Raw genomic sequence first — 22,952 nt, forward strand, 5'->3', positions numbered from 1 at the left:
AACGTCTTTACCATCTCGCCTATACGTTTCCTCTTAAGGACGTAACTTACTCCCACCACGTAACTCCTTCCGCAGGCGGGGTATTGTTATCGTCTTTAAACATATCAGCCACGTAGTTCGTCGCCTTAACGCTGCATTTAGTTTGCTCGTTGTTGATGTTGGGTGTTATCGAGGTAATCACCGCTGGCTCTGAATAGCGGGTCGCATCACCAAAAAGCCACAATGGACGCTCTATTTGTCCCGTAAGATTTGGGATAAAGTCCAGCTGGCCATCGAGCATCACCACCCTGTTACTGACCTTAGTCGCGACAAAAGGCCCGTTGCCCGTGCCATCATGGCGTCGAACGGTCATATAGTGAGCTTCACCCTCTGTCCATTCTAACTCCCGATCCACGGTAATTTGAGCCACTAATTCATCGTTGCTATTGCGGACCACCTGCCAGTCGACTACCTCACCGAACTGGCCAAAGTTTGGAAGGTCATCACACAACTCCGCATAGTCCAGATAGGTACTGTTGAGCGCGTCCATTTCCGTCGTGAACGAGTAATTGATTTTTTCACCCTGAGTGCGACGCAGCATGCGCATGCCAATGCGCCAGGCGCGCGTTCTTGAGGTGACGCCTTTGGTCAGCTCCAATTCTCCCCATTTACTGATCGCGTTCTTATCGCCTAGCCAGCACTTGACGCTGCTGGTTGTCCAGTCGGTCGGGTCCATGTAATACACTATTAACCCCTCGTTCTGGTCGGGATCATACAGTGTGGTGGTGATGGTTAAACCTTCACCCTGCATGACGTCCGGCGTGTAGACATGACCTGCGCTGGTTTTCTCAAACAGGCGCTTAGGCAGAATTTTGCCAATGTCGAAACAAAACTCAGCCATACCAGACTGCAGGACCGTTTTTAATGCCGAGTAGATGGTTCCGTCATCAACAAAGCCACCGTCGAAATATTCCTCGTTTGGCGACCACACGTTGTCGTGCATCCAAAGTAGTTCATCCATATCGATGTCATCATCCGACCCGCCAGACTGGTGCACGATATAGCGCACGGCTGGGGCAATATCTCGGGTAGCGTATAGCTCTTCAGTCCAGCCGCCCGCCCCATCGGGTACCGGCAGTTTTCGGGTTTGCAATACCTTGAACTTGTTGGTGGCCGATGAGGAAAGGTTGGAATCGGAACGAATCGAGATGGCCAGCGTGGTGCTGGTCTCGTAGCTGCTCGCCGTTGGCAGTTTACTCTTTAAACGCATCCACTGCAGTTTGTCCAGGTACTTGGTGTCATCATACGATTTTGTTTTCCTGACCAGCATCACCTCGGGGCGTATCGGGCTTGGTAGCGTGATCGGGTGAGTTTGGCCAACCTGGTCGAAACTCTTATCGGTATAGGTGAACGGGAACACCTGCCAGGTATCGAGTTCTCCTACATCGGCATCGCGTACCCAAACTTCCCAGTCCACCGTGTGATTTTGCAACCGGCCTTTCTTGTCGTATCGTCCCCATCCAGAACTGCGCAGCATGTCAATTTCGATATAATCGGTGGTGTATCCTTCAGGGCATCCAACATAAGGGCCCAGCTGGTAATCGGGCAGCGTGTCGCTGGTTACATCCAGTGAGATACCGCTCGTATACGTTCCGCCAATAAAGCCGGTCCAATCTTCATCCCCGACGCGCTTCACCGTCATCTGATAATTAGCGTCGGTAGAAACGACTTCGTAAAGACCATCATCCGTGCTGGTTGTGGTGATCTTAATTGTTACACTTGGCGCGGGCGTTAGGTCGGTAACGTCATTACCTTCCAGATCTTTGAAAGTCAGCTCCGTGTCTGACAGAGGCACAGCCAAATAAGTCGAATCATTCGAGCCTGCGCCAGATAGCTGAACCTCCTGATTGACGCTAAGGACGCTAAAACCTTTTCCGATAATCTTATCCGGCAGGGGTTCCCCTGTCGTGCCATCGTTACCGCTGTCAACAATCTCCACAATGTCATCAATTAGGACCGATGTGGATGAAATGCCAGTAATCGTAAACGTGGTACCGGCTTCCCATTCTAAGTTTTTGTTCTTCCAGTAATAGGTGGTCTCTCGGTCGCCATCACCGTAATAACTTGTGCGTAAAAAGCGATCCTGAACAAGCACCGTTTTTTCACTCAGAATAACGGACTTATCATCTTCAGCGCTTACGGTTACTGAGGCGATAGGGCCGATAAAATCCAGACCACTGGAGCTGTCCGTCCCGCCGACCTCTTCAGCGGTGTAGATGTTCTTATGGGCCTCATGAGTCGTGACATCCTCACCAGGGCTAAACAATTGCCAGTTCGCGTCGTCACTCAGGCGACTGATTGGCGTGCCAGCTATGGTTAATCCGGTTGAAGATATCTGATAATGCCCTTCACCAACGTGCAACATTAACGCAAGGACCTGTTCATTATCATCGTTGTAATACTTATACGGGCTGCAAAGGTAACTCGGCACGGACTGGTGACGGCCAAACCACTCAGGGCGGACACCCATTAATTCCGCCTTGTTCACCTGGACGTTAATGTCATAGATGTTCTTTCCGGTGGGTACCGTCGAGGAATTGGAGCCCAGCTGGTTCATGTTGTTCATGGTGTAAACGGAATACGCCGCGGTCAGCGCCGCGACTGCGATATACGCCCATGAGACCGGATCAAGTCCTTTGGGTGGGATCACAACATCAATGGTGTCACTGTCCATCAACACCCTGTAGCCCCAGTCTTTCGGGTTAAATGCCTGGCCATTAATCGTGGCTACAAAGCGAGGCGTTTTTAACTTATGCCCTGTTGGCCCTTTATCCCAGCCAGGGACATGACGGTCGAGATAGGCTTTGAATGTGAGTTCATGAATAGGGTTTTCTTCTCGAACTGTCACATCGGCAGCGTCAGGATAAACAATCAGGGTGGCCATCTTGGTCTTTCCATTGGTAATACTTGGTAACAGGCGCGAGCATTTCAAACATGCTGCGCCGGTGGATAGTGGTTTTGCTGCTGTTGTCATAAGCGTGAATGATGCGACGGTCAGGCAGCACAAATCCGGTATGAACCCAAAGGCGGCCTTTGTATTGTGCCGCCAACGCCAATGGCTGAAAATTGCATTCATCAACGCAATCATGCAGGGACCAGGCTGCACGCTGGGTAACCAGAACATCTTTATGGCTGAGCGCGGGAAACTCCGGCATTAAAATGCCATTGAATTGATCATTCAGCCAACGAACAGCGCCGTAGCAATCCCAACCATCTAGATCGCGACCGCCTGGCAAATAAGGGACACGCAGCGCTGTGCTGATAATTTCCTCTGCGTTCATAGAAAACCTTTTGATTCGTTACGAGATGGTCGCCAGTCCAGGGGCGTACTCAACGGTAAATCGAGGACGCGGCCAAGCGCTATTGCTGAGATAGCCGATACCAGCAGAAACCGAACAATTGGTGCGCGTGGTCGCCGCTTTGGTTGCTTTGAATTTTATCGGTTTGGAAGCGGGCGCCGTTAGGTCCGAAGCCATGTACTCGCGCAAGGTAATATACACATCCGCGCCAGCTTGGCGCGCCGCCTCTATCATCTGACGCGCTTCACCGGTGATGTTATCGAGACCAAATTGCAGCTCCATTTCCGCGCCGGAGGCGGACTTAGGCAAGTTCACTGACAACCCATACGCCTCGAAAGTCACCAGTCTGGCATCTTCGAGGGCGGCAGTAACATCCTCAAACGCCGAAACCAGATAACGAGTTTCAAAGGCGGTTGAGGATAATTGCAGGGTGATCAGTTTGTCGTCAGGTCCAGCACTGGCGTGATATTGTTTTAGGGCTTGAGACATAGGTTAAATCTCGTTTTAAGAATGGACTGGCTCATGATTGCCATGGCGATTCGCTACGCGTCATCTGCATCGGTGGCGCTGCGAATGCTAGATAATAGTTGAAACACCATCAGATACATTACCGTAGGTAATTTCATTGGCTTTCATTACAGGATATCGACACCAATAGCAGAGAAGTAGTTGAGCATCTGATAGTGAATTCGATTGATTTCCTCATCAGACAATAAACGGTTGTATACAAGGATCGCATTACAGTGTGATTTGTAATCTTCATTACTGGTTGAAGAGCCTATAAAGAGATTACCATCAACCATTCTAAGCGCAGTTTTAGCAGGCTGGGAGGTCGTTTGATTGAGGCCAGGCACTTGCAATGACACCCCATTAATATCACGCTTACCGACATACATTGTGGGTTTTGTCGCATCCAAAAAAATCGCAGGTGTCTGAACTTGCGAACCGTCACCGTCATCTTTAGCGTACATCATCGCTTTTCCTGACTGAGCATAAAGTGACAGTGAGTCGGCAAATCGACCAACAAAGTGGGTATTGGTTGAGGCGCTTGGCAGTATCTTACCTATGTAAATCATCGTAATTGATGGGACATCAGCATCTTTCACTGGTATCTCAACCTGATCGTTCAGGTTGTCAATCGTGACCCCGTACGGGTCAAATTCTAATGTCCCAGTGACTTCAAGCGCGCTACCCGTAAGCGTATTTGCTCGCTGATCAAACGTATAGGCAGCAAGAAGCCCATTTGAATCAACAGGAATAAATTTTGGTAAATTTGGATTGTCAAAATCCGCATTGTTCAATTGAATTACAGTCGTCACAATTACACCTCGGCTTTAAATGCGATCAAATAGTTATGAAGGTCATAGCGTTGACCTGAAATAGTTACGTATTCATGTTCAGTGGCGGTATCACGCACACAGCCAATATGATTTTCTCCGTAGACAATCGTGGCTCTGGCTGCATTTCTAGACAGTTCGATCCGAATGGTATCGCCAGCAACCGACACACTAGTAACCGGCACATCATCACCATCATTTACACGGAATCCTGCATGAACCTCATCCGGCTCAATAACAATGGGTGGGTTTGGGACATGCAGTTTAATGCTGATAATCCGACCTGAACGGCTAATCGATATAGGACTTAACGGGCGCCATTTGACTTTATCGATCATGACTCGCTTCCAAGCCTTACCCATGTAAGCGCCAAGTAATTTCGAACCGACATTCGATAGGTGGATCATGTCTTCAGCGAACTGAAGGTGATACGTTGGCGTGGCCAAAAAGATAAGCGGGTCCAGTTCAGTGGCTAACATCTGCCCATCAGGTACACCATACTGATTTTCAAGCAATGTCAGGCGTGGGGCTGTCTGGTAGGTTATCAATGGCAAATCCGCACTCTGAGAATCTCGCTGAGATTGGATGTCATGGCGCAACTGAACCAACTTATCCGCATAATCTTTAGTGTCTGGAGACCGCGAGGCGTTGTTTTCTCCTTGCACCCAAAAGACACCACCGAGAGACACACCCACTTCGTCAAGTTTGGCGACATCCTCACCTTGACTAAGCATGGTGGAAAGACGGTTGAAATGCACCGTTCCCTTGGAAAGCTCCTCAATCGTCTTTGAACCCTGACCACATCCCCCCATAAGAAAAGTCGGGGGCGCGATGCCATTTTCACGCTGCACAAGGTCCGTGATCATTTCTAGAATTCCCGCCTGGGGCGTTTCCCTGTCTTGATTACCTTCTTGATATGGCACTATCGGATGATATGCTTCCATATCTGTTAAGTTTGTTGCGAACGAGCCGTAGCCAAACATGTAGTGTTGCTGGCTTGGTGCTGTTGATAGAGCAGGTTCAGCCTCAACACCAATAGATAGCGACTGGCCATACATAGCTAACTGAGTGAAATCTGCAAACGGTGGCAAATCCAAATGAGACGGTGTGAGCATTCGATTAACTCTGACACTGTCAACGCTTTGGTTTGGCGCGTCATCTTTGATTAGTTCAGGGATCTCGACACGTCCATCTGACAATATTTTTAAGGCAACGTTACCTCGCTTATCGACAATGACTAGACTCTCACCACCATTTTCTGCTTTGAAATCAACATTCGCAAACCCCACATCCCCTTCGCTGGATATTTTAAATAGCAACTGAGAGAGCTTGTTGATAAAGACCAAATCACCTTCGTCTGATGGCGAAGAAAAGTTTAACCCCGCGTAATCCACGCTGCCCGATGAGGTAATAGCAAAAGCCAACTGAGCAAACCGGTCAATGATGGCCAACTCAACATCGCTATCCGACTCGGTGTGACCCAGCCCAGCTTTCGCTATTTCTAATAGCGTTTTTTTATTTAACTCGTTGATAAGAACACTAGTATCGTAGGATGACTTTTCCCAGGCAGAGTCAGCCCAACCGTAAAGACCGTTATATTCCTCTGTTGGATCGCGCCACACTTTAGCTAATGGATAAAAACCATTAGCATCAGCGGTTGGTACATGGGTATCCATCAAAGCTTTGGTTTCAAACACAATGGCTGAATCAACCAAAGCCTGAACCGCCGCCCATTTATCATCAATGTCTTTAGCGATTGACTGAATAGATTCACCGTTATAGTTGGTGTTGGCACTGGTGTCCTGGCTCAGTTTGACTTTTAGTGCTTCCACCGCTTCTTCAAAATCGGCTAATAAATCCGGAAAACTGGACATTAAGGTAACTCCATCATGGTGGTTTCTAGTTGAGCAATCAGTTCAACAAAGGTGTTCGGGGCCAGCATAGTGTCCAGCAGAATGCCTTCATCAAGTTGTGGCACTTTCTTGATCTGCACTGTTGCTGTGTACTCCCAGAACTTGGCATTGACTGGTTTGCGCTTGTCTCTAGGGTCCTGGGTGATTAAAACTTCGCATTGCTGCAGGTCATCGCTGAACGGCGTTTTAATATCCATTAAAAACCAGCGACCGAGCAGCCAGTTATCCAGAGCCGATTCAAATAAATTTGCCATGCTGGTTTTCATCTTCCAGGTGGCTTTCATTTCAGATGGCCGGTTCGGTAGCTTTCTGGCGCGCTTTCGTCCAGTACTAAACTCGGTGACCAATACGCCCGTGGACTGGTTCAGGCTCATATCGGAGAGCAGTGGTCGCGGTAACCCTTCAGGGTAAGAGAACTTAGCCGCCATATTGCTGTATCCTGTATCGGGTTTGCATGACCTGAGCGGTTTGCGTGGATGACGATTGCATTAGCTTCGCGACCTTGATATCTAAGGTGGTCATGTCACCATCACTGGACTGCTCCACAGTACCGGCACGAGAAGCATCCTCAACCAGATTGAGGGTAAGGTATAAATCACTTCCAACATTGTTAGTCGATCTATTATCAGAACGGTCAACGCCAGAGACATTGACTGCTACCGCATTGTCGTTCGCCGCAGGTGCGCCAGCAGATGCAGTCATCGCAGCTCCCATCATGGCTTTCATCTGCTGCATCATGTCGACCATCCAGCGAAAGTTATCGGCCTGAGTTGGGTTGAGTACCATCTCGTTTGCTTTGAGTAGCCAAGTACCTTCGTTTTCTCTTGGTACAAGGTTAATACCGTCATGGGCTTGGCCTAGAATTCCACTAAAAGCCAGTGCTGATACCGACGCAGCCATAGGAGCAGTGGCAGTTAGTGCTAATGACATTGCTCCTGGAGCCATTAATGGACCAGTAATTGGTATTGCAGCAGTAGAGGCGTAGGCGTTTAAACCAGCCATCAGCGACATAGCCTGCGCTTGCGTCGACACGGCCATAGCACTCGCAGTCGCCGTTTCCATACCAACAAGTTTTTGCACCAACTGATAAGCAAGCCACTCTGATGCCATACGACCTAAGGCATTAACAAAGCTTCGGCTCATGCCATCAGCTAAATTAGTCATGGCATCACCCAGATTCTCAGAGTCAAACAACATTCGCTCGAAAGCTGTTCCCATCCCTGAAGAAAAGCTATCTATCGTGTTTGCGGCCAACTGGTCGACATTCATCAGATTGCTTTGCATTGACTCAAGATAACGCTCCCAAAAGCCTTGGTTATCTTCTTCTCGTTGTGCTTGAATCTCGTTTTCTATTTCTCGTAATCGAGTTTGGTGATCGGCTTCCGCGATCTCCTGCTGTAGTCGATACTCTTGTTTCAGCTCAGATAGTGTTTCTTGGTTGTTTTGTGCATGAGTAACCGCTTTTTGATAGTGAGCTTCCATATCTTCCAAGCGAGCCTGATAGGCATATTGCTCCTGGATAACCGCCCTATTTTCGTAATCAGCTTCAATCGCTAGCCTTTGCAACCAAGCATTCTCTAATTCGTCGGTTTGAGCGTAAAACGCATCAATTGCGGCAGTGTCTTTTTTGTCCTTTTTAGTCGTTTCTTTAGCGTCAAGCGATTGCGCTTCAAGCATTAGCTTTTTAGCTAACTCTTCGTTGATGCCTTTTAGGGAGCCATGTTCCAACTCGTACTTAAGCTTTGCTGCGTGGGTCGTTTGGCCATAAAGTGCATTTTGCTTCTGCAGGTTGGCAAGCATCTTATTGGCAGATTCGGTTACCTTCTCGTCTTGAAGATCTTCGGGGTCAGGCTTATCGAGTGGTCGAGTTCGAATTTCGTCGAGTTCTTCTTCAAGACTGATAATCTCTTTACGTAGCTGGCTTTCTTCGCTTCTTAACTCCGCAAGCTGCTTGTTGCGTTGTTCTATTTTATTCGTGCCGCGCTGATTATTGAGCGTCTCAATTTTTAGTTGAACTTCAGTAAGCTTGGCCATGCGCTCGGCCATACCTTGATTAAGTCTCTTGGCTTCGAGCTTATCCATTTGACCAAGCAAGGATTCAATACTTTCGGAGAAACGCCCTGTTTCGTCTGCAGCATCTGAATTGGACAACGCAAAATAACCGATAGCCCCTGCCGCCATCATGGCAATACCAGCCGGGCCACCCAATATTCCTAATAACGCAGAGCCAGCACGACTCGCAACATTCAGACGGCTTTGTGCAGCGGCAAGCGCACCTGTCGTCGTCACCAGACGCTGACGAGCTGCAGTTAATTGAGACTCTGCCCCGATAGCGCGAAATTTTTGGTTATTCGATTGGCGTAGCGTTTCAAGGTAACGAACTTCAATTTGCTGTTTAGCTGCAAGCGATTTCAACTCAGCATAGTTGGCCTGTTCTTGTTTGTGAGTTGCCGCAATAGCTTGAAGTTTTGCTGTTGTGAGTACATAGACGGCAGCTGCACCTCGGCCCATCGCAGCAGACATGGACACACCCACAATCATGGTTACCAGGTCAGCATTTTCTGCGAGTAACGTTAATGCGCCTGCACTGCTTTCTGCGAATACGGTGAAGGAATCAGAAATAGGTTGCTCAAACGCGACGACGGCCTGTTGGTAAGCACGGGCCATTTCTGCCGATTTCGCACTAACGTTGTCTGCCGTTCTGGCGGCTGCGCCATCGTATTGTTCAAGCGCCTGAACCAGTAACTCACCAAACTGCTTACTGCTCATTTTCCCGGAGTTAACCATCTCACGCAGTCCGCCAACGGTGGTGTTGGCTGCTTGGGCGATTTTGATCAACAAATCCGGCATTGGTTCAGTGACCTGGTTAAACTCCTCAGCTCTAACCGTGCCACTTGCCATGGCTTGCTGTAAGCCATACATCACATTGCCGAGGTTTTCACTGCTGGCACCGTTCGCACTGGCGGCATTACTCATGCCTTCAAAGAGAGCGATGGTTTGCTCGTGTGAAATCAGACCACCGTTTTCGAGTGCAAGTAAGCGAGCGTATGTGCCTGACAACGTATCAAGCGTTTTATTGTGTTCATCAGCGACTTGATTGAGGTACTGCTCCGTTTCAATCCATTCTTGTTGGCCGCCAACGAGGGCGGTGATTTGAGTGCGGATATCTTGATACTGAGCTAGTGAGTCTTTGGCTTGCTGGGCAGCAAATAGAGCAGAGAACCCACCGGCTAAACCGAGCACCTGATTTTTCAGGCTCCCAAGTTCTCCGGTGAGCTTATCGGATTCTCGACTAAGGCCCGATAGCTTGCTTTGTGTTTTACCCGCATCTCCACCGAGCTGATCAACGGCAACGCCAGCTTGTTTTACCTGACCGATAAACTGCTTGTTTTCAGCGTCAAAGCGCAGGGTGAATTTAAGATCATTGTTCACGTTGGTTCAGCTCCTCGGCCAAGGTTCGGGCGATCACTTTGAGCTTCTGATATTGCTCTGGAGAGTAAGTAGAGTCGGACAACTCCATATCGGCTTTAACGGCCAGCACATCCATACCCAGACATGCGGTGCCGTTAAACTTGAGAAAACCAGGAATGGAAATCCACCACTGCACCACTTCTAGGTGCTCTTCCCAAAGTTCAATGGGTTCGTCGTGGGCGTCCTGAACATTCTGAACGCCCCACAGTGCTAGCTCTTCTTCCCAGCTGTCTTCATCTCTTTTGGTGGCATTACGGCGGCGCATCAACGTGCGCACCGCCTCTATGAGTTTTTTCAGCTGCCTGCCCTGAGTTGGCCTGCAAGTAAGCATCGACAACCGCTTTGATAAAAGCAGGATCGCCCAGCAAGATATCGAGATTCTCTTCACTGAACGTCATCACCTCGCCGTCTGCGTCACCAATACCAGACCAGCCTTTAACGACCTGCTTAACGTTCTCTTTGAAATAGCGCAAGACTTTGTCACTTTTGTCGACATCGAGCAGGAGTAAATCGAGCGTAATGTTGTGGGTTTCAACCTTGCCGTCATCGACGGCCACCGATACCTTGGCAGGCCAGTTTTTAACAAGGCGTTCCTTTTGAACTTTAAACATGGAGTGCTCCTTTAAACAGTCAGTTAAATGCGTTTAAACGGTGTTTAACGCGTGGTGATTAAGTCCACATTGCCAATTGGAATAAGTGGAATCGATAAGGTTTGAGTGCCATCTTGCTCACCATACGTTGGGCGGCCTAATTGCACTTTTGAACTGGACCACTCGACCTGGTTACCTACCGGACCATTGGCAAACGTAATGCTGTGCGTTGCCCCTGCCTCTGCTTTGGCGAACGCATCCCACGTTGTCTGGTCTGGTGCTTCAATAACGATGGTTCCCGTTGGTGCGTAATCCGTAATAATGATTTCTTCGTGCCCAACGTACTCCTGATACACCACCGAGTTTGCCTGGTCATATTCGAGGCTAATCATCTTGAGTGGCGTACCATCAATGGCGAACGAGGAGTTTTGCACACCAATCTTGAGTGGGGTCTGCCAGACATCGAAGTTCGCCGCAGGTAATACGGCACTTTCAACCGGGCTAAACAGACCGCTGAAGGTGAACTTGATACCACCGAAGTTTTTCGCCTGGGCAGTGATGGACATCGAACCTCGAGCGCCCGTGACTTTATGCAGCGCACCAGACTGGTAGAAATACAAGGTGAGGGATTTAGTCGAGTCTTCATCAATCACATAACGACATTCCGCGACATCGGTCTCGGTCTTACGCAAACATGCTGATAGTAAGTCTGCATAAGGTGCAGCTGCAGCGACAGCACTGCTCGCTGACAAGTCGACAGTGAACTCCACCGTGACATACAGCTCTGTCACAATCTGTTGTGAGTTACCAAGCTGGCCGTTGTCATATTCCAGTGATTGCGATTCACCAGCCATCGGTGTGATGGAGAACTCACGCCCAAGCAAATATTGAGGAGAACCAGCAGCAATGGCATCAACGCCATAGGTGGATTCCACAGCAAAGGCGAGAATTTTCTTTCGTTCTTTACGAGCCATAACGATTCTGATCCTCTGTGTATTCAGTAATAAATTGGTCGAACCAATCTGCCCGACCATTCGAGATGCCCATGAGTCGCCCTGGTCCTAACCAGAAAGGCTCATATTCATCATCCGGTGTCCAACCAAACAGACGCTGGCGCAGTTCTTTTCGCAGCGGCTGCCAGTCAATGGGTTTGCTGTTGGTGCTTTTGGTGACGATAACCACGCCGACCGTGGCTACGCAGTCTTGAAGGTAAAGCCCACTGCCACGCACATCCGGCTTAGGGCTGTCACTGACCAAAAACACAAACAAGGCTGGCGTTCTTAGCAGCGCAGACTTCTTCTCATGAAGCTGAGTGAGCGAATCAATCTCTTTCACATCGATCCAAGGTGGCTTGCCGTCACTTTGGTCTTTAAGCCGCTCAATGGTGAGTTGAATTAAATCGCTGTCCATCAGATAAAGCCCTTGCTGTTTTCGCGAGAGAAGACACTGCCAGATGAAACCATCTGCGCGGTACTTGTCGGCGCTGGGCGCTCACTATTGGCATTAATCCCCAGTTGCACTTTGCCGTTACCCACTTGTTTCAGGTATTCAATCGCATCTCGATAGCGCTTGGTGACTTGGTGCTCATCGCCCAGTTGGTCGTCATACAAGAAGTAGCGAGCCAAATCGCAAGCCATGCGCAGCAAGATGGAAGGCACGCTAGACAATGGCAGTTGATAGCGGCCTCCAATGTAACCATCAATAGTGGCACTCGCGTCGACAATGGCTTGGTCAAGAACGGCATCGACAATGGCACCTGTGCTACCGTCCTTATCCGTTAGCTCAATCAACTCTTCGATACTGAAGCGAGTGATCATGTCGTCGCGAGTGCAGTACTTCATCGGTTACTCACCTTTCTCTTCGTCGTCAGGCTGACCATCAAGGTTTGCTTCATTTGCCTGGAAGGTTTCCCAGGCTTCGTCGCGCTCTGCAGCAGACACTTTGGTTTGCATCAGTTCACTCAGCGCTTCCGTGGTTGGCTTACCGCTTGTAGTGAAATGCTCAGTGTTGCTTGGGTCGAGTCGCTGGATGGCTTCGACTAAATTGGCAGGAAGAGCGCTATCGCCCAGGTTGCCGTCGGATTGGTTACCACCCGTTGGCTCATTAAGCGAGGCACTTGAAAGCGCATCTTCAGCCAAAGTGACTTTAAGTCGTGGATCGGCCTTAAGCTGAGCCAATTGAGTTTGGGTAATGGAATCAGGTTTGAGGGTGTTTTCCCCTTTAGAAAACGCCATACCTGCACGGCGATAGCCTGTATGTGCGTGACAGATGACACTAACCAAAGAGGCGATAAGAGTTTTTTCAGCCATGACATAAGCTCTCCATAATTCAATGACAAAAGGAAAGCTGGCAAAGGTGACTAAGCCAGCTTAAATCTGACTTACGGCAACCAAGGCACCACAAGCACTTCCACCGCTTTGAAGTTGGTGTTGCTTTCACCTTGTGCTTTGTTTTCCGCTTCAACGACTTTCTTCGCCGCACTGCGATTCGATGGACCAACAATCAACAGGTTCGGCATGATGCCCAGTGGACGGCCTTTGTCGGACTTAAAGCCCATCATGGTTTCCATCGCGGTATCGAAGTTCGCGTCCGTTAAATCCGCTTTAGAGGCAAATGCCTGCTGCCAGAACCCAAAGCCCCAGTTACCGCGAGCATCCACTCCGTACAGGAACTCATCCATCATGTAGACGTGATCACTGTTGGAAGCATCGGTCTTGTTATTCAGGTTGTAGTCTTTGCGCTGCTGATAAATCAGAGGTTTCAGAGGGCGCGTAGTATCCAACAGGAACCATGCTTCTCCAGCGCCTGCCTGCATGTTAGAGACTGAAGCTTCTTGACCTTCATCCCCTACTGGGTGGTCAGTATCGAAGAAGTTCTGGCCGTCGTAACATAGGTTGTCAAAACCAGCCAACAGCAATGCAAAGGTCATTTCATCTGGGTGCGTCGCTGCTGCGTAGCCCATGTCCTGGAACTTCGGCATCAACACGCCATAGGTATCGTCTTCTACGTACTCACGACCAATGGCTTCTGTACCTTCGAACTTTTTGTTCGCCAAGGTGTAGCCATGCGCTTTCATACGGTTGATTTGACGCTCACCAATCCACTCACGCAGGCGGGTAAATTCACCTAGCCAGGCATAAGTTTCCACGGCTGTGGTTGACGGCACTAACGTGGCGATTTTCGGCCAAAGTTGGGTATAGGTTTGTCGACCAATCTGGAAGTTGGTCTTTACCGCCGTATAGAGAACGCTGAGATTCGCTCCGCTTGTTTTCATCTTTCTCTCCTGAGAACTAATTCACTAAAGGATCACGCGTTAAGCGCTATACCACTGCAGGTTGCACCCACACCAAATCGCCATCGACTTCACTCACCACACCCGCTGTTGCGCGTGACGCGGTAGCGGCATCAATGGACACGCTGTTTTCCGTACTGAAGTACACGGTGGTGCCAACGTGGCTGTCATCGATGTCGCCCGAGTTAAGCAATGCGATTTGTTGCTTCTCGACTTCGACTTTCAATTCACCATCAGCGCCAGCGCTGTTGTCGGCGTTAAACGTGGCGATACCAGCAAACTTGGACGTACCATCTGCGCTAGCAAACGGTACAGCTAAGCCTGCTGTGAGAAACACTGGAGTGCAGGCCATCACCACGGCAGCTGCCGCTAGTGGGTAGGCACCTTTTAAACCTGAACGACGTGCGAAAACTGAGCTCATTTATGCTTCCTCTTGCTTGGTGGCGAGGTACTGCTCTTTGGTTAAGCCAGTGGCTTTGAGCACCGCCAATTCGGTTTCAGTTAGGTCATCTTTATTGACCTGATCTTGAGGTGGCTTTTTGCCTTGGGTTTGAGTGGCTTTTAATGCCGCGATAGCTGGACGTGCCTCAATCATCGCTTTGAGGGACGCGACACCTTGCTGCTCACCAAACTGGATTAAATATTCGGTTTCAGCTTCAACGACTTTGCCTTCTTGCTTGGCGGTATCAATCAATGAGCTGATGCTGGTTTGGTCTGTGCCAGCTTTTAGAACAGCCAGCTCGCCAACCACACCGTTATAGGCATCAATCGGGACGTACTTGGACAAATCGACTTTGCCATCTTGCGCAGAGAGCGTTGCCACTTTCGTTTCCAGACCATCGACCTTATCGGCTTTTGTCTGCAGCGCATCGATGGCCGATAACGCCGCCGTTGCCATTTCATCAGTGAGTTCGCCGTCGACCGTGATACCCAGTCGGGCTAACAGCTTTTTGAGTGCTTCGTTCACGAATGCATCCTCCGTTTCGCCATAGAGATTTACGTCTACTCCGTTCTTAGAGAGACGCACATTGAAATCCGCTGCCAGCGCTGCGACCGATTCCATCTTGGTAATACCAGGATCGTTGGTGATGGCTGCCATACGTAAATAGAGAGGTTTGCCCGATTTGTCGTAAGGGAAAACTGCCGAGAGAAACGCATACTCTTTCTCGTCAATCATTGACTGGGCTTTGGATGTCCATTCCGGACGGATGTAGATACCTTGACCTTCACGCCACTCAATATCGGTAGAGGCGGTTAGCCAGGCTGCAGCAGGGGCTCTTTTTCCTGTCTGTTCGACATAAAGGGTTTGGTGGTCATAATCGACCAGGACCTTATCGCGAAGCGCTTTAGTCGCTGCGATAAAAGCTTGTGCACCATCAGCATCTAAATGCCAGTGACCGTCTGCAGTATCAGAAGGTCGACCATCCGGCGCTTTGAACTTGCCAGCTGGCAGCAGTTGATACCAACCATCATCATGCGTTGATAAATCGGCAGTCAGTATCGCTAACGGCTCATTGCCCTTGTTGGCAGAGAGTACCGCTTGTGCGATTGGGTGAGGTGTAAAGGTATGTGTTTTCATGCCCTCCATAGTGAAGGGCATGCGGGGTTAGTTGAGATTCACGGGGGTTGTTGTATTAGTCTTGCTCGTCCGGCTCAGGAACTCTAGCTTCCAATACCGTTGCATGTGAAATCTCATTGTCTTTGCTCTTAGCTGATACAACTAAATTAATAGGAGTCTTGCTCCACTCGCCATACTGCAGTGCTTTGATGTATTTAGAATCCAACGAGTAATCTTGTACCTTAGCGTTGAACTCCTCTTTTGTTTCAATGTTTCTGAGACGAACCTTAAATGTTTCAGGGTCGGTAGAGTCCACTGTCAAGATTCTAAAACGAGCGTTAAATGCAACATCAATGGATTTGCGTCGAGCATTTTTTGCTAGCTCTGCTGCCATTTCTCCGTCAACAGAAATACCTTGTATTGTTGAAGACGCGGTAGTACCAAGCTCTTTGATTAATGCGGCTTTAGTGTCGTCAGCTACTTTGGACACATTACTTACAGCGTTATTGCTCAGCATCACTTGAGTTAGCAAACGAGTACGTTCCGTTTCTTGCTCTGACATAAACTGCTGGGATTTTAACATCTCTCGCGTTTCTTCAGACTTAACTTCATTCTCACGAGTCTGACGTCGGTTTTCTAAATACGCCGCATAAGAAGTCTTACCAGCCCAAATCAACCCAAGGCTTACCAGCGTTATAGCTAATGTTGTTGGATCCATTTTATCGATCACCTTCGTTCCAATGTTCGTCAATAAAGATTGTAAATCGACACCCGTTGTCGTGCTGCCACCTTCGACCTTGACTTTAATCTCTAGCTCTTCACGTTCTGTCTTAGTTAAAACGTTAGTATTTGGTGTTCCATATTTGACCAAACAGTATGAGCGATTGATGCCTTTTTGAAGCTCTAAAAAGCCTTTCATTAACGAGGGAGTTAGAGACGAATCAAATTTGCTGCCCTTAATATACAAACTTAAATAGGGCCAACCATCGAAGCGGATGGTATCTTTCTCTAAATCGATGCCGTGATCAATAATTTTCTGAAGGTACTCGAAAGCATCGTCTTCATTCTTAATGACGTATTCCATTGCCAACCTATTGCTTTTCTTAGTTTAAGATTTAATTCTAACTTTATGATGGACGGATAATCTAAATAAAAAAAGCAATATGATTCACACTTCTACTAAATCGCGGCACTCACAAACAACCACGCCCTGTTTAAACCATGTTTAAATTCGTTTAATTTCAATTTTAGACTACTCATATGAGGCATTGCACCAATTATGCCGTTAACGCGCTTAGAATCGCTTACAGCGCGTTTTAGTCTTGGAGTAAAAAGTCAGACAGGATGTCGTAGATTTCGGCTTTATCATCATCGTCCACACCTAACCAGGGACGGGCAGGAATCGCAGCATTGGCAGGTCGCATATCTTCACTGCCACCAAAGTGGTGAATAGCGCCGTATTCGGTCGGTGTACCAAAGAACAGGTTAGAGCCGGTGGCAATGTAGCTGAGGTTACCACTTAAGATACTGTTCAGGGTTAAGATATCGTTTTGGCGCTTGGGCTTTCTGGCTTGGTAGTCTGGAGATAACGGTGCCCACGGCTCACCATCTGGGCTAACCTGATCACGAAAGCGTTGGTCGTGGCTGAGCAGTAGCATTTCACCAATGTCTTGAAAGGCAGGTAGCAGGCTGCTGCCCTGCTTTAAAAGCTGATTAAAGCGACGCTGTAGCTTTTGGCTCTCTTCAAACTTAAGGGTGTAATTCACACCAGCCATTAGATTTCACCCATCGAAAGCAAAACGTACTGCTCATAAACTTCTGGATCAGCCTGGCTAATCAATACCGTGTATAAATCACCAATACGATTCGCCTCTTCGCCTTTTGCTTTGGATAGCAGCGCATCGTACTGCTGAAGGTTTTCAAGAGTCACTGGCGGTCTGGTGAGTTCGAGTGCTTGTTCGTAGATATTCATAATATAACTTTAAATCGCCTTGTTAACCGTGTCTGTAATGAAGCTAAAGATTTCTGGATAGCTGTCATTTAGTGCCTCTGGCGCAAACAGCCATACTACAAAGTGCTCCGCAAACCATTCAAACTCATTCTGCTCGGAATACTGAGTAATGCCATAAGCGACAGGTGCTGCAGGTGAACCGGCTTTAAAGTGGATTTGGTGGCCCATCTCATGCGCCCAGGTATTCACCACCCTTGCCGAATCGCCATACATCGCTTTCACTATAGTAGACAAACTGTATTGCTGGCTTGTTGCACTCAGAACCATGGCGCGTTCCATGGCTTCTCTTAGTTGCTCTGCCGTGACTCGCTTTAGCGTATCTGTGCTCTTCGCTTTTACCACCACATGGTTCCAGTGCTTACTGGTAAAGCCATTGGTGCGAGTTGCATTGCGATGAAAGAAGTTCAGAATTGGCGCTCTTTGCCCTGACTGCAGATACTCTTCAATCGGTTCGACAAGTGACCGGCCTTTCGCCTTTCCAGATAGTTCGCTCTGTTTGAGTACCAGGGTTTTGACTTCATGCTTGCTTAGAAACTCAGTAAAGGCCGTGAGCTGTGGGCTTGCTGTTTGCTCCAGAACGCGGCTGATTTCCGAAGCATTAACACCTTTAATGGTAGAAAAAGTACTTTCGACTGATCGCGTTGGTAAGCGCTCTTCAAGAGGTGGCTTGGCCTGAACGAGCGTTTTAGCCTTCTCGGTTAACTCTGCGCTGGACTTGGGTGTGTAGTCAAAGCCTGGATCAACACCTTTCGGTACTCGATGCACTTCACCAGTGACTTTATCCACCCAATCATAATGTTCAATCTTTGGTGCCTGGCTTACCTCAAGGCCAAGGCGCTCCAAGGTTCGCTTGCTGGCGGTAAGCTTTTTGCACTTACAACCGAAGCCGTTAATTGGAGTGTGCGTCTTCCACCACGGGTCATCCAATGGCAGCACCATGTTGTTCCAGGAAAGGTGATCGTGTCGCGGGTGCTCAGAGCCGGAATGTTTATAGATGCCATACGGACGGCGATGTTTAATTTGTTCGATTTGTTGCTCACGGCCAGCGGTGTAGCTTTGGCGAAGGTTGGTTTCATAAATGACCTGGCTACGCCAATTCGCATGGCCGTTATGCTCCCAACCATACTTGGCAACAATGTGTTTAAACTCGCTTTTAAACCAGTTTAAACTCTTGCCTTCACTAATGGCTTTATCGACCGCTGAGCGAAAATCTGCCAGCAAATCGTCTTTCATCGCGCCTGCGACGATAAAGCTGCGGTCGTGGGCTTGCTTCCACATATCCGCCCAACGCTCAGTGGGCACATTGACCTTATTGCGAAAGTAGGCAATCTGCTCTTCGAATGGGAGCGAGTCGTAGTTAGCTATCCCGACCATTATTCACTCCACTTTTCTCTGTATTGCTCTATGAATTCCTTTTCAAAGCTTGAGCGCCAGCCACAACAAGGACACTCGAACTGCCCTTGCTTAAACAATGTTCTTGGCATCACACTACACTTGTGGTTACCACAATACGGAGAATAGTTACGTTGAGTCATGAGGTTATCCCTTACAATAGACACTACTTCCCATCCTCCACATCATTGATACCTGCCAGCTCTGCTGCAGCCATGGCCTGTGCCATCATTTCACCCAACTCATCGATACTGATTTGCCCCTGTAAACCAAGGATGTCGTCGCGCAGCTGCTTGAGCGATGTGGCGTTTTCTACTAACTCACGTACCGGCTCAATCATGCCTTCCAACAAGGTTGCGGACTGGCTGTGTAGATTGGCGAGCTGGTCATCGACGACATCTTTATCTGACTGAGCTTTTAGCGCGGCTTGATTGGTGGCCTTGCCTGGAGCATTTGGCTCTGGTGGTGTTGATGCTGATACACTTAGTACTGCTTCGCCATCTTTCGCCATTGGGATTTGGGTTTTATCGTGTGCCCACTGCAGTGGAACTCGCATACCAAGACCAACCAAGCCAGGTAACGAATCGGATAGATGCTTCAAATCTTCCGGCTCGGTTAGGTCAAACTCGAAGCGAGGCATGCGGCGTTGGTGCTGATAACTCTTACCGTTTAACGCATAAAGTGGATACACCACATCACGAGTCAGCGTGGCCGCGAGTCTGGTCAAATCAAAGTCGCGGATCTCTTCTCTTACTTCGTTGTGCACATTACCCAGCGCATTGGTACTGCTCTTGCCATCGGCCTGAGAGGTCAACGTACCGCCTAGAATCGCTTTGGATTGCGATTTCTCACACCAACTTATCATCGCCATAAACGGATCAGATTGCCCATCTGCCGCGTTTTGGAAATCAATATCCATGCCTTTAGGAATGATGCCACCAGCGTTATGGCCAATGCTCATGACAGCGCGCATCAGCGTGGCTTTCTCTGGCTCAGTTGCGCCCTCTGGATATTTACCCAGACGGATTGGTAAGCCATAAATCTCAAGGAACTCGGCCAAATCGCGCACACTGTAGTTCTTAAACAAGAACGGCCATGCCAGCACACGCACTAAGCCACGACGCGTAAGGTAACCAGATTTCGCTTTAGCGGTATGGCGTATCCAGCCAAACGGCTGCAACTCAGCACCCTCATGGCTTCCGTCTCGTAAGCGCAGTTGGTTACGGTCGTCAGGGTGAGTTTTGAACCAGGAAGGATCGCGATGATGCACGTTTTGGATATAGTGCACTCCACCTTCATATTCCCAATCCAGCTCAATGTTGGAAAAGCTCTTTAATGTCGCGTCACTCAGATCAAAAATGGCATCTTCAAGCCAGGTCGCATCTTCCAATATTTCCTGAATCAATTCGGCATCGGCTTTTTCTTGGGCTGTGGCGTTACGTGGTGGTTTGATATTCCAGTCCATACCCTGCAGCGCCATACGACGCTTACCTAATTCGCTTTGGATATGGGCGTCTTTCTCTTCCATATCTTCCGCTAATTCACACTGCGCTTTTAAATCACCTTGCTCCGCATCGCGCATCAGTCGAGCCAGTTTAGCCGGTGTTAAACCAGAAGACGGATGGTCTGCAAATTCACGATGCAGCGTTGCCAGCTTGGCATCTGTTTTGGTTTGTGGCTCATCAAGCACATCCATCTCAATAGGACGGCCCCATAAGTCCACGATATTTGATTGTCGTTTAGCCATAAGTAATCCTTGCCTGTTTGCTACCAGGCACCACGCTCAAAGGCATGGTAGTCGTCATAGTCATCGTCGTTAGAATTGGGGATCGGAGTAAATTCGATGGCACTGCCTTCCATCCAGCTGGCGCGAACGGCCATGGCAAGCGCAACCGCAAAGTCACCGTGGCGCTGTTTGCCGTCCTGGCCTTTGGTCTTGCCTTTGTCGATTTTCGGCACACCGTTTACTACCTGGATATGGCAAAGGTCGCCTTTGACATCTTCATTACGAGGCAGCTCTATGTTCTGGCTCTCGAATTCGGCTTTCAGTTTCGGCATCCATTCTCGATACCAAGGGTCATTGAGTGAGACCTGATCAACCATCTCTGTCCCGTAGCGGAGTGCTGCTGCTTCTGCTAAGTAGCCACCGTTACCTGTCGCATCGAACGCCATACCACGCTTACGAGGCAGACGGTCCAACAGATAAAACATCACCTGACGCTGGGCGTCATAGGTCATGTTGCGAAGTTCGATATAGAAAGGAACGTACTTGGTCAGGTCACGACGCTCACCTAATGGAACAAAGTCTGACAAGTCACCACGGCGTGCAAAGTCTTCCCCAAACGAGAAACGATGCTGGGGATTGAGCTTGTCCAGCTCTGGCTGTAATACGGTTTCATTCCAGTGCTGCACAAACAGATTTCGCGCACTCTCCGGCCACTCCATGAAGTTCTTGGGCGCTTCAATCTCAAGGCATGGCGCACCGCTCTTCATCGCAGCATCGATAAGAACGATAGGCACATACTGCCCACTGGAGGCTTTCGGTACACAGTAGTACTCTTCGAGCGCATCATCTTCGGTGGCAGTATCTTTGAGTAGGTTCGCTTTCCACTCGTCTTCTTTTTCTTGGGTCCACTCAACCTTTTGGATCTGACAAATTCGCTGATACAAACCTTCCGCACAGGCGTCATCGAGCGTGATGGTGTGCACGCTATAGCGTTTTTTCCCTGCCCGGCTGTCTTGAATAAGTTGGTTAAATAGGTTGTTTACGCCGTTGTGGGTGGAGATTAAGCGGACTTTTGCACCCCACATGGTCAGAGCCAGTGCGGCTTTTAACACTTCGGCTAAGCGATCATGAAACGCTGCCTCATCGATAATAACCGTGCCCTGCATACCACGCAGGTTGGATGGGTTACTTGATAGCGCCTGAACTTTAAAGCCTGATTCGAAGTAGATGACAAAGGTAAGGATGTCTTTGTCTTCATCACTCAGAACATCTTCCTGCACTTCGCCTGCGGCTTTATCGAACATCTTGGCCCACATGGCGACAGCATCAATGAACTCTCGCGCCATCTCTTTGTTCGAGCCAACGTAAAATACGTTAGAGCCGCCATCGGTCTTGCTTGTGCCTGCCGTTAATGCCGAGTCTGCCGCTTCCGCAAAAGTTAAACCTGTACGGCGAGACTTCTCCGCAATCTTGAGCACTGAGTCATCTTGAATCCAACGCTTTTGGTAACCGAGCAGCAACTCATCTGGATCAAACTCAATCAGAATCCCTTTGGTTGCTTCGTTGAGTTCTGGCAGGTTGGCAATGGTCATTATTCAATCCCCAGCAATTCGGCTTTGAGCATCTTGACAGTATCGCTTGTCATGCCTGCTTTCTTCGCAACCGCCTCAGCTTTGTCGGCAGCTTCAGTAAAGGCTTGCTTGCGGATCTCCTGCTCTAACTTCACGCTGCCCGTTTGTGCTTCTTGCAGACGTTTAATCGCGAGAGCCAGCTGCCCCATCGTTTTAGGATCGATAGGTTTATTTTCCTCAAGCTTGTCCATCTGAAATTCAAAGATGTGTGACTTGCCAATCTCAATCAGAGCGCGGGAAATATCGGTTTGGGGCATCTCACCAAACTGGCCTACCCACTGCTTGGTCAGCTCTTGTGCCTGGGCGTAACGCTCCATCCCTTTGCGAAAGGACTGGGCATAGCGGCTCATCGCATTGCGCTTGATGTATTCAGGGTCTTCGGATAATCCTTTCTGATCGATTTCATCATTAATCAGCGTACGGATACGCTCCTGACTCATTCGGCCATCACGCAACAGCATGTTTAACTGGCTTTTAAGTTCATCAGGCAGTTGGTCAATTTTACTGACGCGGTGCTTAGTGTGTTTCTTTGAATCGCTCATAAAGCCCTCTTAAACGACGAGTAAACGATGACAACGCCGGGCGAATAATCGGGCGACAGCGAATGTAATAACGAAACTTCACGTATTGGAACGCGGTATAAGACGCCACCCACAGCAAGTAAATCTTCATTGGTTCTGACATAGACACACC

The 22,952-nt window shown here is 48.9% G+C and carries 25 protein-coding genes; all 25 read right to left on the reverse strand.

Annotation, left to right across the window (positions count from 1 at the left end):
* Positions 1-46 precede the first annotated feature (46 nt).
* Positions 47-2,923, reverse strand: coding sequence for a host specificity factor TipJ family phage tail protein (locus P4S59_RS10075; protein ID WP_337168340.1), 2,877 nt, complete (start codon positions 2,921-2,923; stop codon positions 47-49).
* Positions 2,898-3,320: a hypothetical protein gene (locus tag P4S59_RS10080; protein WP_337168341.1), complete on the reverse strand. Its 423-nt coding sequence runs from the start codon at positions 3,318-3,320 to the stop codon at positions 2,898-2,900. Before P4S59_RS10080 ends, P4S59_RS10075 begins: the two co-directional genes overlap by 26 nt.
* Before the next feature lie 18 nt (positions 3,321-3,338).
* On the reverse strand, positions 3,339-3,827 hold the full coding sequence (locus P4S59_RS10085; protein ID WP_337168342.1) for a DUF1833 family protein: 489 nt from the start codon (positions 3,825-3,827) through the stop codon (positions 3,339-3,341).
* 146 nt (positions 3,828-3,973) lie between these two features.
* Positions 3,974-4,657: a hypothetical protein gene (locus P4S59_RS10090; protein ID WP_337168343.1), complete on the reverse strand. Its 684-nt coding sequence runs from the start codon at positions 4,655-4,657 to the stop codon at positions 3,974-3,976.
* 2 nt (positions 4,658-4,659) lie between these two features.
* Positions 4,660-6,549 (reverse strand): sialate O-acetylesterase, encoded by a 1,890-nt coding sequence (locus P4S59_RS10095; RefSeq protein WP_337168344.1) that lies wholly within the window; start codon positions 6,547-6,549, stop codon positions 4,660-4,662.
* Entirely contained in the window at positions 6,549-7,016 is a 468-nt protein-coding gene (locus tag P4S59_RS10100) for a hypothetical protein (protein ID WP_337168345.1), read from the reverse strand. Before P4S59_RS10100 ends, P4S59_RS10095 begins: the two co-directional genes overlap by 1 nt.
* Entirely contained in the window at positions 7,006-10,020 is a 3,015-nt protein-coding gene (locus P4S59_RS10105; RefSeq protein ID WP_337168346.1) for a tape measure protein, read from the reverse strand. The genes P4S59_RS10100 and P4S59_RS10105 overlap by 11 nt, the downstream gene beginning before the upstream one ends.
* A complete protein-coding gene (locus P4S59_RS10110; RefSeq protein WP_276430820.1) occupies positions 10,010-10,324 on the reverse strand; it encodes a DUF1799 domain-containing protein in 315 nt (104 codons plus the stop codon). The genes P4S59_RS10105 and P4S59_RS10110 overlap by 11 nt, the downstream gene beginning before the upstream one ends.
* Positions 10,311-10,670, reverse strand: a complete 360-nt coding sequence (locus P4S59_RS10115; protein ID WP_337168347.1) for a hypothetical protein — start codon at positions 10,668-10,670, stop codon at positions 10,311-10,313. The genes P4S59_RS10110 and P4S59_RS10115 overlap by 14 nt, the downstream gene beginning before the upstream one ends.
* A 44-nt stretch (positions 10,671-10,714) precedes the next feature.
* Complete coding sequence (locus P4S59_RS10120) at positions 10,715-11,623, reverse strand: hypothetical protein (protein ID WP_337168348.1); 909 nt, start codon at positions 11,621-11,623, stop codon at positions 10,715-10,717.
* Positions 11,613-12,059 carry a phage tail terminator protein gene (locus P4S59_RS10125; RefSeq protein WP_276443667.1) on the reverse strand — a complete coding sequence of 149 codons (447 nt, stop codon included), beginning with the start codon at positions 12,057-12,059 and terminating at the stop codon, positions 11,613-11,615. Before P4S59_RS10125 ends, P4S59_RS10120 begins: the two co-directional genes overlap by 11 nt.
* Positions 12,059-12,490: a gp436 family protein gene (locus tag P4S59_RS10130; RefSeq protein ID WP_337168349.1), complete on the reverse strand. Its 432-nt coding sequence runs from the start codon at positions 12,488-12,490 to the stop codon at positions 12,059-12,061. The genes P4S59_RS10125 and P4S59_RS10130 overlap by 1 nt, the downstream gene beginning before the upstream one ends.
* 3 nt (positions 12,491-12,493) lie before the next feature.
* Positions 12,494-12,958, reverse strand: a complete 465-nt coding sequence (locus P4S59_RS10135; RefSeq protein WP_337168350.1) for an HI1506-related protein — start codon at positions 12,956-12,958, stop codon at positions 12,494-12,496.
* Between the two features lie 71 nt (positions 12,959-13,029).
* Positions 13,030-13,923: a Mu-like prophage major head subunit gpT family protein gene (locus P4S59_RS10140; protein WP_153645810.1), complete on the reverse strand. Its 894-nt coding sequence runs from the start codon at positions 13,921-13,923 to the stop codon at positions 13,030-13,032.
* 46 nt (positions 13,924-13,969) lie between these two features.
* Positions 13,970-14,362, reverse strand: coding sequence for a hypothetical protein (locus P4S59_RS10145; protein ID WP_337168351.1), 393 nt, complete (start codon positions 14,360-14,362; stop codon positions 13,970-13,972).
* Positions 14,363-15,520, reverse strand: coding sequence for a phage protease (locus P4S59_RS10150; RefSeq protein ID WP_337168352.1), 1,158 nt, complete (start codon positions 15,518-15,520; stop codon positions 14,363-14,365). It abuts the gene before it with no gap.
* 55 nt (positions 15,521-15,575) lie between these two features.
* On the reverse strand, positions 15,576-16,583 hold the full coding sequence (locus tag P4S59_RS10155) for a hypothetical protein (RefSeq protein ID WP_237308125.1): 1,008 nt from the start codon (positions 16,581-16,583) through the stop codon (positions 15,576-15,578).
* 232 nt (positions 16,584-16,815) lie between these two features.
* Complete coding sequence (locus tag P4S59_RS10160) at positions 16,816-17,274, reverse strand: phage virion morphogenesis protein (RefSeq protein ID WP_337168353.1); 459 nt, start codon at positions 17,272-17,274, stop codon at positions 16,816-16,818.
* Positions 17,274-17,471, reverse strand: coding sequence for a hypothetical protein (locus P4S59_RS10165; RefSeq protein WP_337168354.1), 198 nt, complete (start codon positions 17,469-17,471; stop codon positions 17,274-17,276). The genes P4S59_RS10160 and P4S59_RS10165 overlap by 1 nt, the downstream gene beginning before the upstream one ends.
* Positions 17,472-17,480: 9 nt before the next feature.
* A complete protein-coding gene (locus P4S59_RS10170) occupies positions 17,481-18,884 on the reverse strand; it encodes a phage minor head protein (RefSeq protein ID WP_337168355.1) in 1,404 nt (467 codons plus the stop codon).
* Entirely contained in the window at positions 18,884-19,045 is a 162-nt protein-coding gene (locus tag P4S59_RS10175) for a hypothetical protein (protein ID WP_222133055.1), read from the reverse strand. The genes P4S59_RS10170 and P4S59_RS10175 overlap by 1 nt, the downstream gene beginning before the upstream one ends.
* Positions 19,046-19,068: 23 nt before the next feature.
* The gene (locus P4S59_RS10180) at positions 19,069-20,649 is read right to left on the reverse strand and encodes a DUF935 domain-containing protein (protein ID WP_337168356.1); all 1,581 of its coding nucleotides are present in this window, start codon (positions 20,647-20,649) and stop codon (positions 19,069-19,071) included.
* Between the two features lie 20 nt (positions 20,650-20,669).
* Positions 20,670-22,220 (reverse strand): terminase large subunit domain-containing protein, encoded by a 1,551-nt coding sequence (locus tag P4S59_RS10185; RefSeq protein ID WP_337168357.1) that lies wholly within the window; start codon positions 22,218-22,220, stop codon positions 20,670-20,672.
* Entirely contained in the window at positions 22,220-22,801 is a 582-nt protein-coding gene (locus P4S59_RS10190; protein WP_115206369.1) for a DUF3486 family protein, read from the reverse strand. Before P4S59_RS10190 ends, P4S59_RS10185 begins: the two co-directional genes overlap by 1 nt.
* Entirely contained in the window at positions 22,776-22,943 is a 168-nt protein-coding gene (locus tag P4S59_RS10195; RefSeq protein WP_337168358.1) for a hypothetical protein, read from the reverse strand. The genes P4S59_RS10190 and P4S59_RS10195 overlap by 26 nt, the downstream gene beginning before the upstream one ends.
* Positions 22,944-22,952: the final 9 nt, after the last annotated feature.

Origin of the sequence: Vibrio sp. M60_M70 (assembly GCF_037162085.1) — a bacterium.
In the GTDB taxonomy this organism is placed as follows: Bacteria; Pseudomonadota; Gammaproteobacteria; order Enterobacterales; family Vibrionaceae; genus Vibrio; species Vibrio diabolicus.

Bases quoted from the DNA above. Each gene is read 5' to 3' on its own strand.
- P4S59_RS10140 (WP_153645810.1), bottom strand. From the start codon at position 13,923: ATGAAAACAAGCGGAGCGAATCTCAGCGTTCTCTATACGGCGGTAAAG.
- P4S59_RS10080 (WP_337168341.1), bottom strand. From the start codon at position 3,320: ATGAACGCAGAGGAAATTATCAGCACAGCGCTGCGTGTCCCTTATTTG.
- P4S59_RS10195 (WP_337168358.1), bottom strand. From the start codon at position 22,943: ATGTCAGAACCAATGAAGATTTACTTGCTGTGGGTGGCGTCTTATACC.
- P4S59_RS10110 (WP_276430820.1), bottom strand. From the start codon at position 10,324: ATGCGCCGCCGTAATGCCACCAAAAGAGATGAAGACAGCTGGGAAGAA.
- P4S59_RS10135 (WP_337168350.1), bottom strand. From the start codon at position 12,958: ATGGCTGAAAAAACTCTTATCGCCTCTTTGGTTAGTGTCATCTGTCAC.
- P4S59_RS10150 (WP_337168352.1), bottom strand. From the start codon at position 15,520: ATGAAAACACATACCTTTACACCTCACCCAATCGCACAAGCGGTACTC.
- P4S59_RS10170 (WP_337168355.1), bottom strand. From the start codon at position 18,884: ATGGTCGGGATAGCTAACTACGACTCGCTCCCATTCGAAGAGCAGATT.
- P4S59_RS10085 (WP_337168342.1), bottom strand. From the start codon at position 3,827: ATGTCTCAAGCCCTAAAACAATATCACGCCAGTGCTGGACCTGACGAC.
- P4S59_RS10165 (WP_337168354.1), bottom strand. From the start codon at position 17,471: ATGAATATCTACGAACAAGCACTCGAACTCACCAGACCGCCAGTGACT.
- P4S59_RS10115 (WP_337168347.1), bottom strand. From the start codon at position 10,670: ATGTTTAAAGTTCAAAAGGAACGCCTTGTTAAAAACTGGCCTGCCAAG.
- P4S59_RS10190 (WP_115206369.1), bottom strand. From the start codon at position 22,801: ATGAGCGATTCAAAGAAACACACTAAGCACCGCGTCAGTAAAATTGAC.
- P4S59_RS10100 (WP_337168345.1), bottom strand. From the start codon at position 7,016: ATGGCGGCTAAGTTCTCTTACCCTGAAGGGTTACCGCGACCACTGCTC.
- P4S59_RS10120 (WP_337168348.1), bottom strand. From the start codon at position 11,623: ATGGCTCGTAAAGAACGAAAGAAAATTCTCGCCTTTGCTGTGGAATCC.
- P4S59_RS10145 (WP_337168351.1), bottom strand. From the start codon at position 14,362: ATGAGCTCAGTTTTCGCACGTCGTTCAGGTTTAAAAGGTGCCTACCCA.
- P4S59_RS10175 (WP_222133055.1), bottom strand. From the start codon at position 19,045: ATGACTCAACGTAACTATTCTCCGTATTGTGGTAACCACAAGTGTAGT.
- P4S59_RS10160 (WP_337168353.1), bottom strand. From the start codon at position 17,274: ATGGCTGGTGTGAATTACACCCTTAAGTTTGAAGAGAGCCAAAAGCTA.
- P4S59_RS10095 (WP_337168344.1), bottom strand. From the start codon at position 6,549: ATGTCCAGTTTTCCGGATTTATTAGCCGATTTTGAAGAAGCGGTGGAA.
- P4S59_RS10125 (WP_276443667.1), bottom strand. From the start codon at position 12,059: ATGGACAGCGATTTAATTCAACTCACCATTGAGCGGCTTAAAGACCAA.
- P4S59_RS10075 (WP_337168340.1), bottom strand. From the start codon at position 2,923: ATGGCCACCCTGATTGTTTATCCTGACGCTGCCGATGTGACAGTTCGA.
- P4S59_RS10130 (WP_337168349.1), bottom strand. From the start codon at position 12,490: ATGAAGTACTGCACTCGCGACGACATGATCACTCGCTTCAGTATCGAA.
- P4S59_RS10155 (WP_237308125.1), bottom strand. From the start codon at position 16,583: ATGGAATACGTCATTAAGAATGAAGACGATGCTTTCGAGTACCTTCAG.
- P4S59_RS10185 (WP_337168357.1), bottom strand. From the start codon at position 22,220: ATGACCATTGCCAACCTGCCAGAACTCAACGAAGCAACCAAAGGGATT.
- P4S59_RS10180 (WP_337168356.1), bottom strand. From the start codon at position 20,649: ATGGCTAAACGACAATCAAATATCGTGGACTTATGGGGCCGTCCTATT.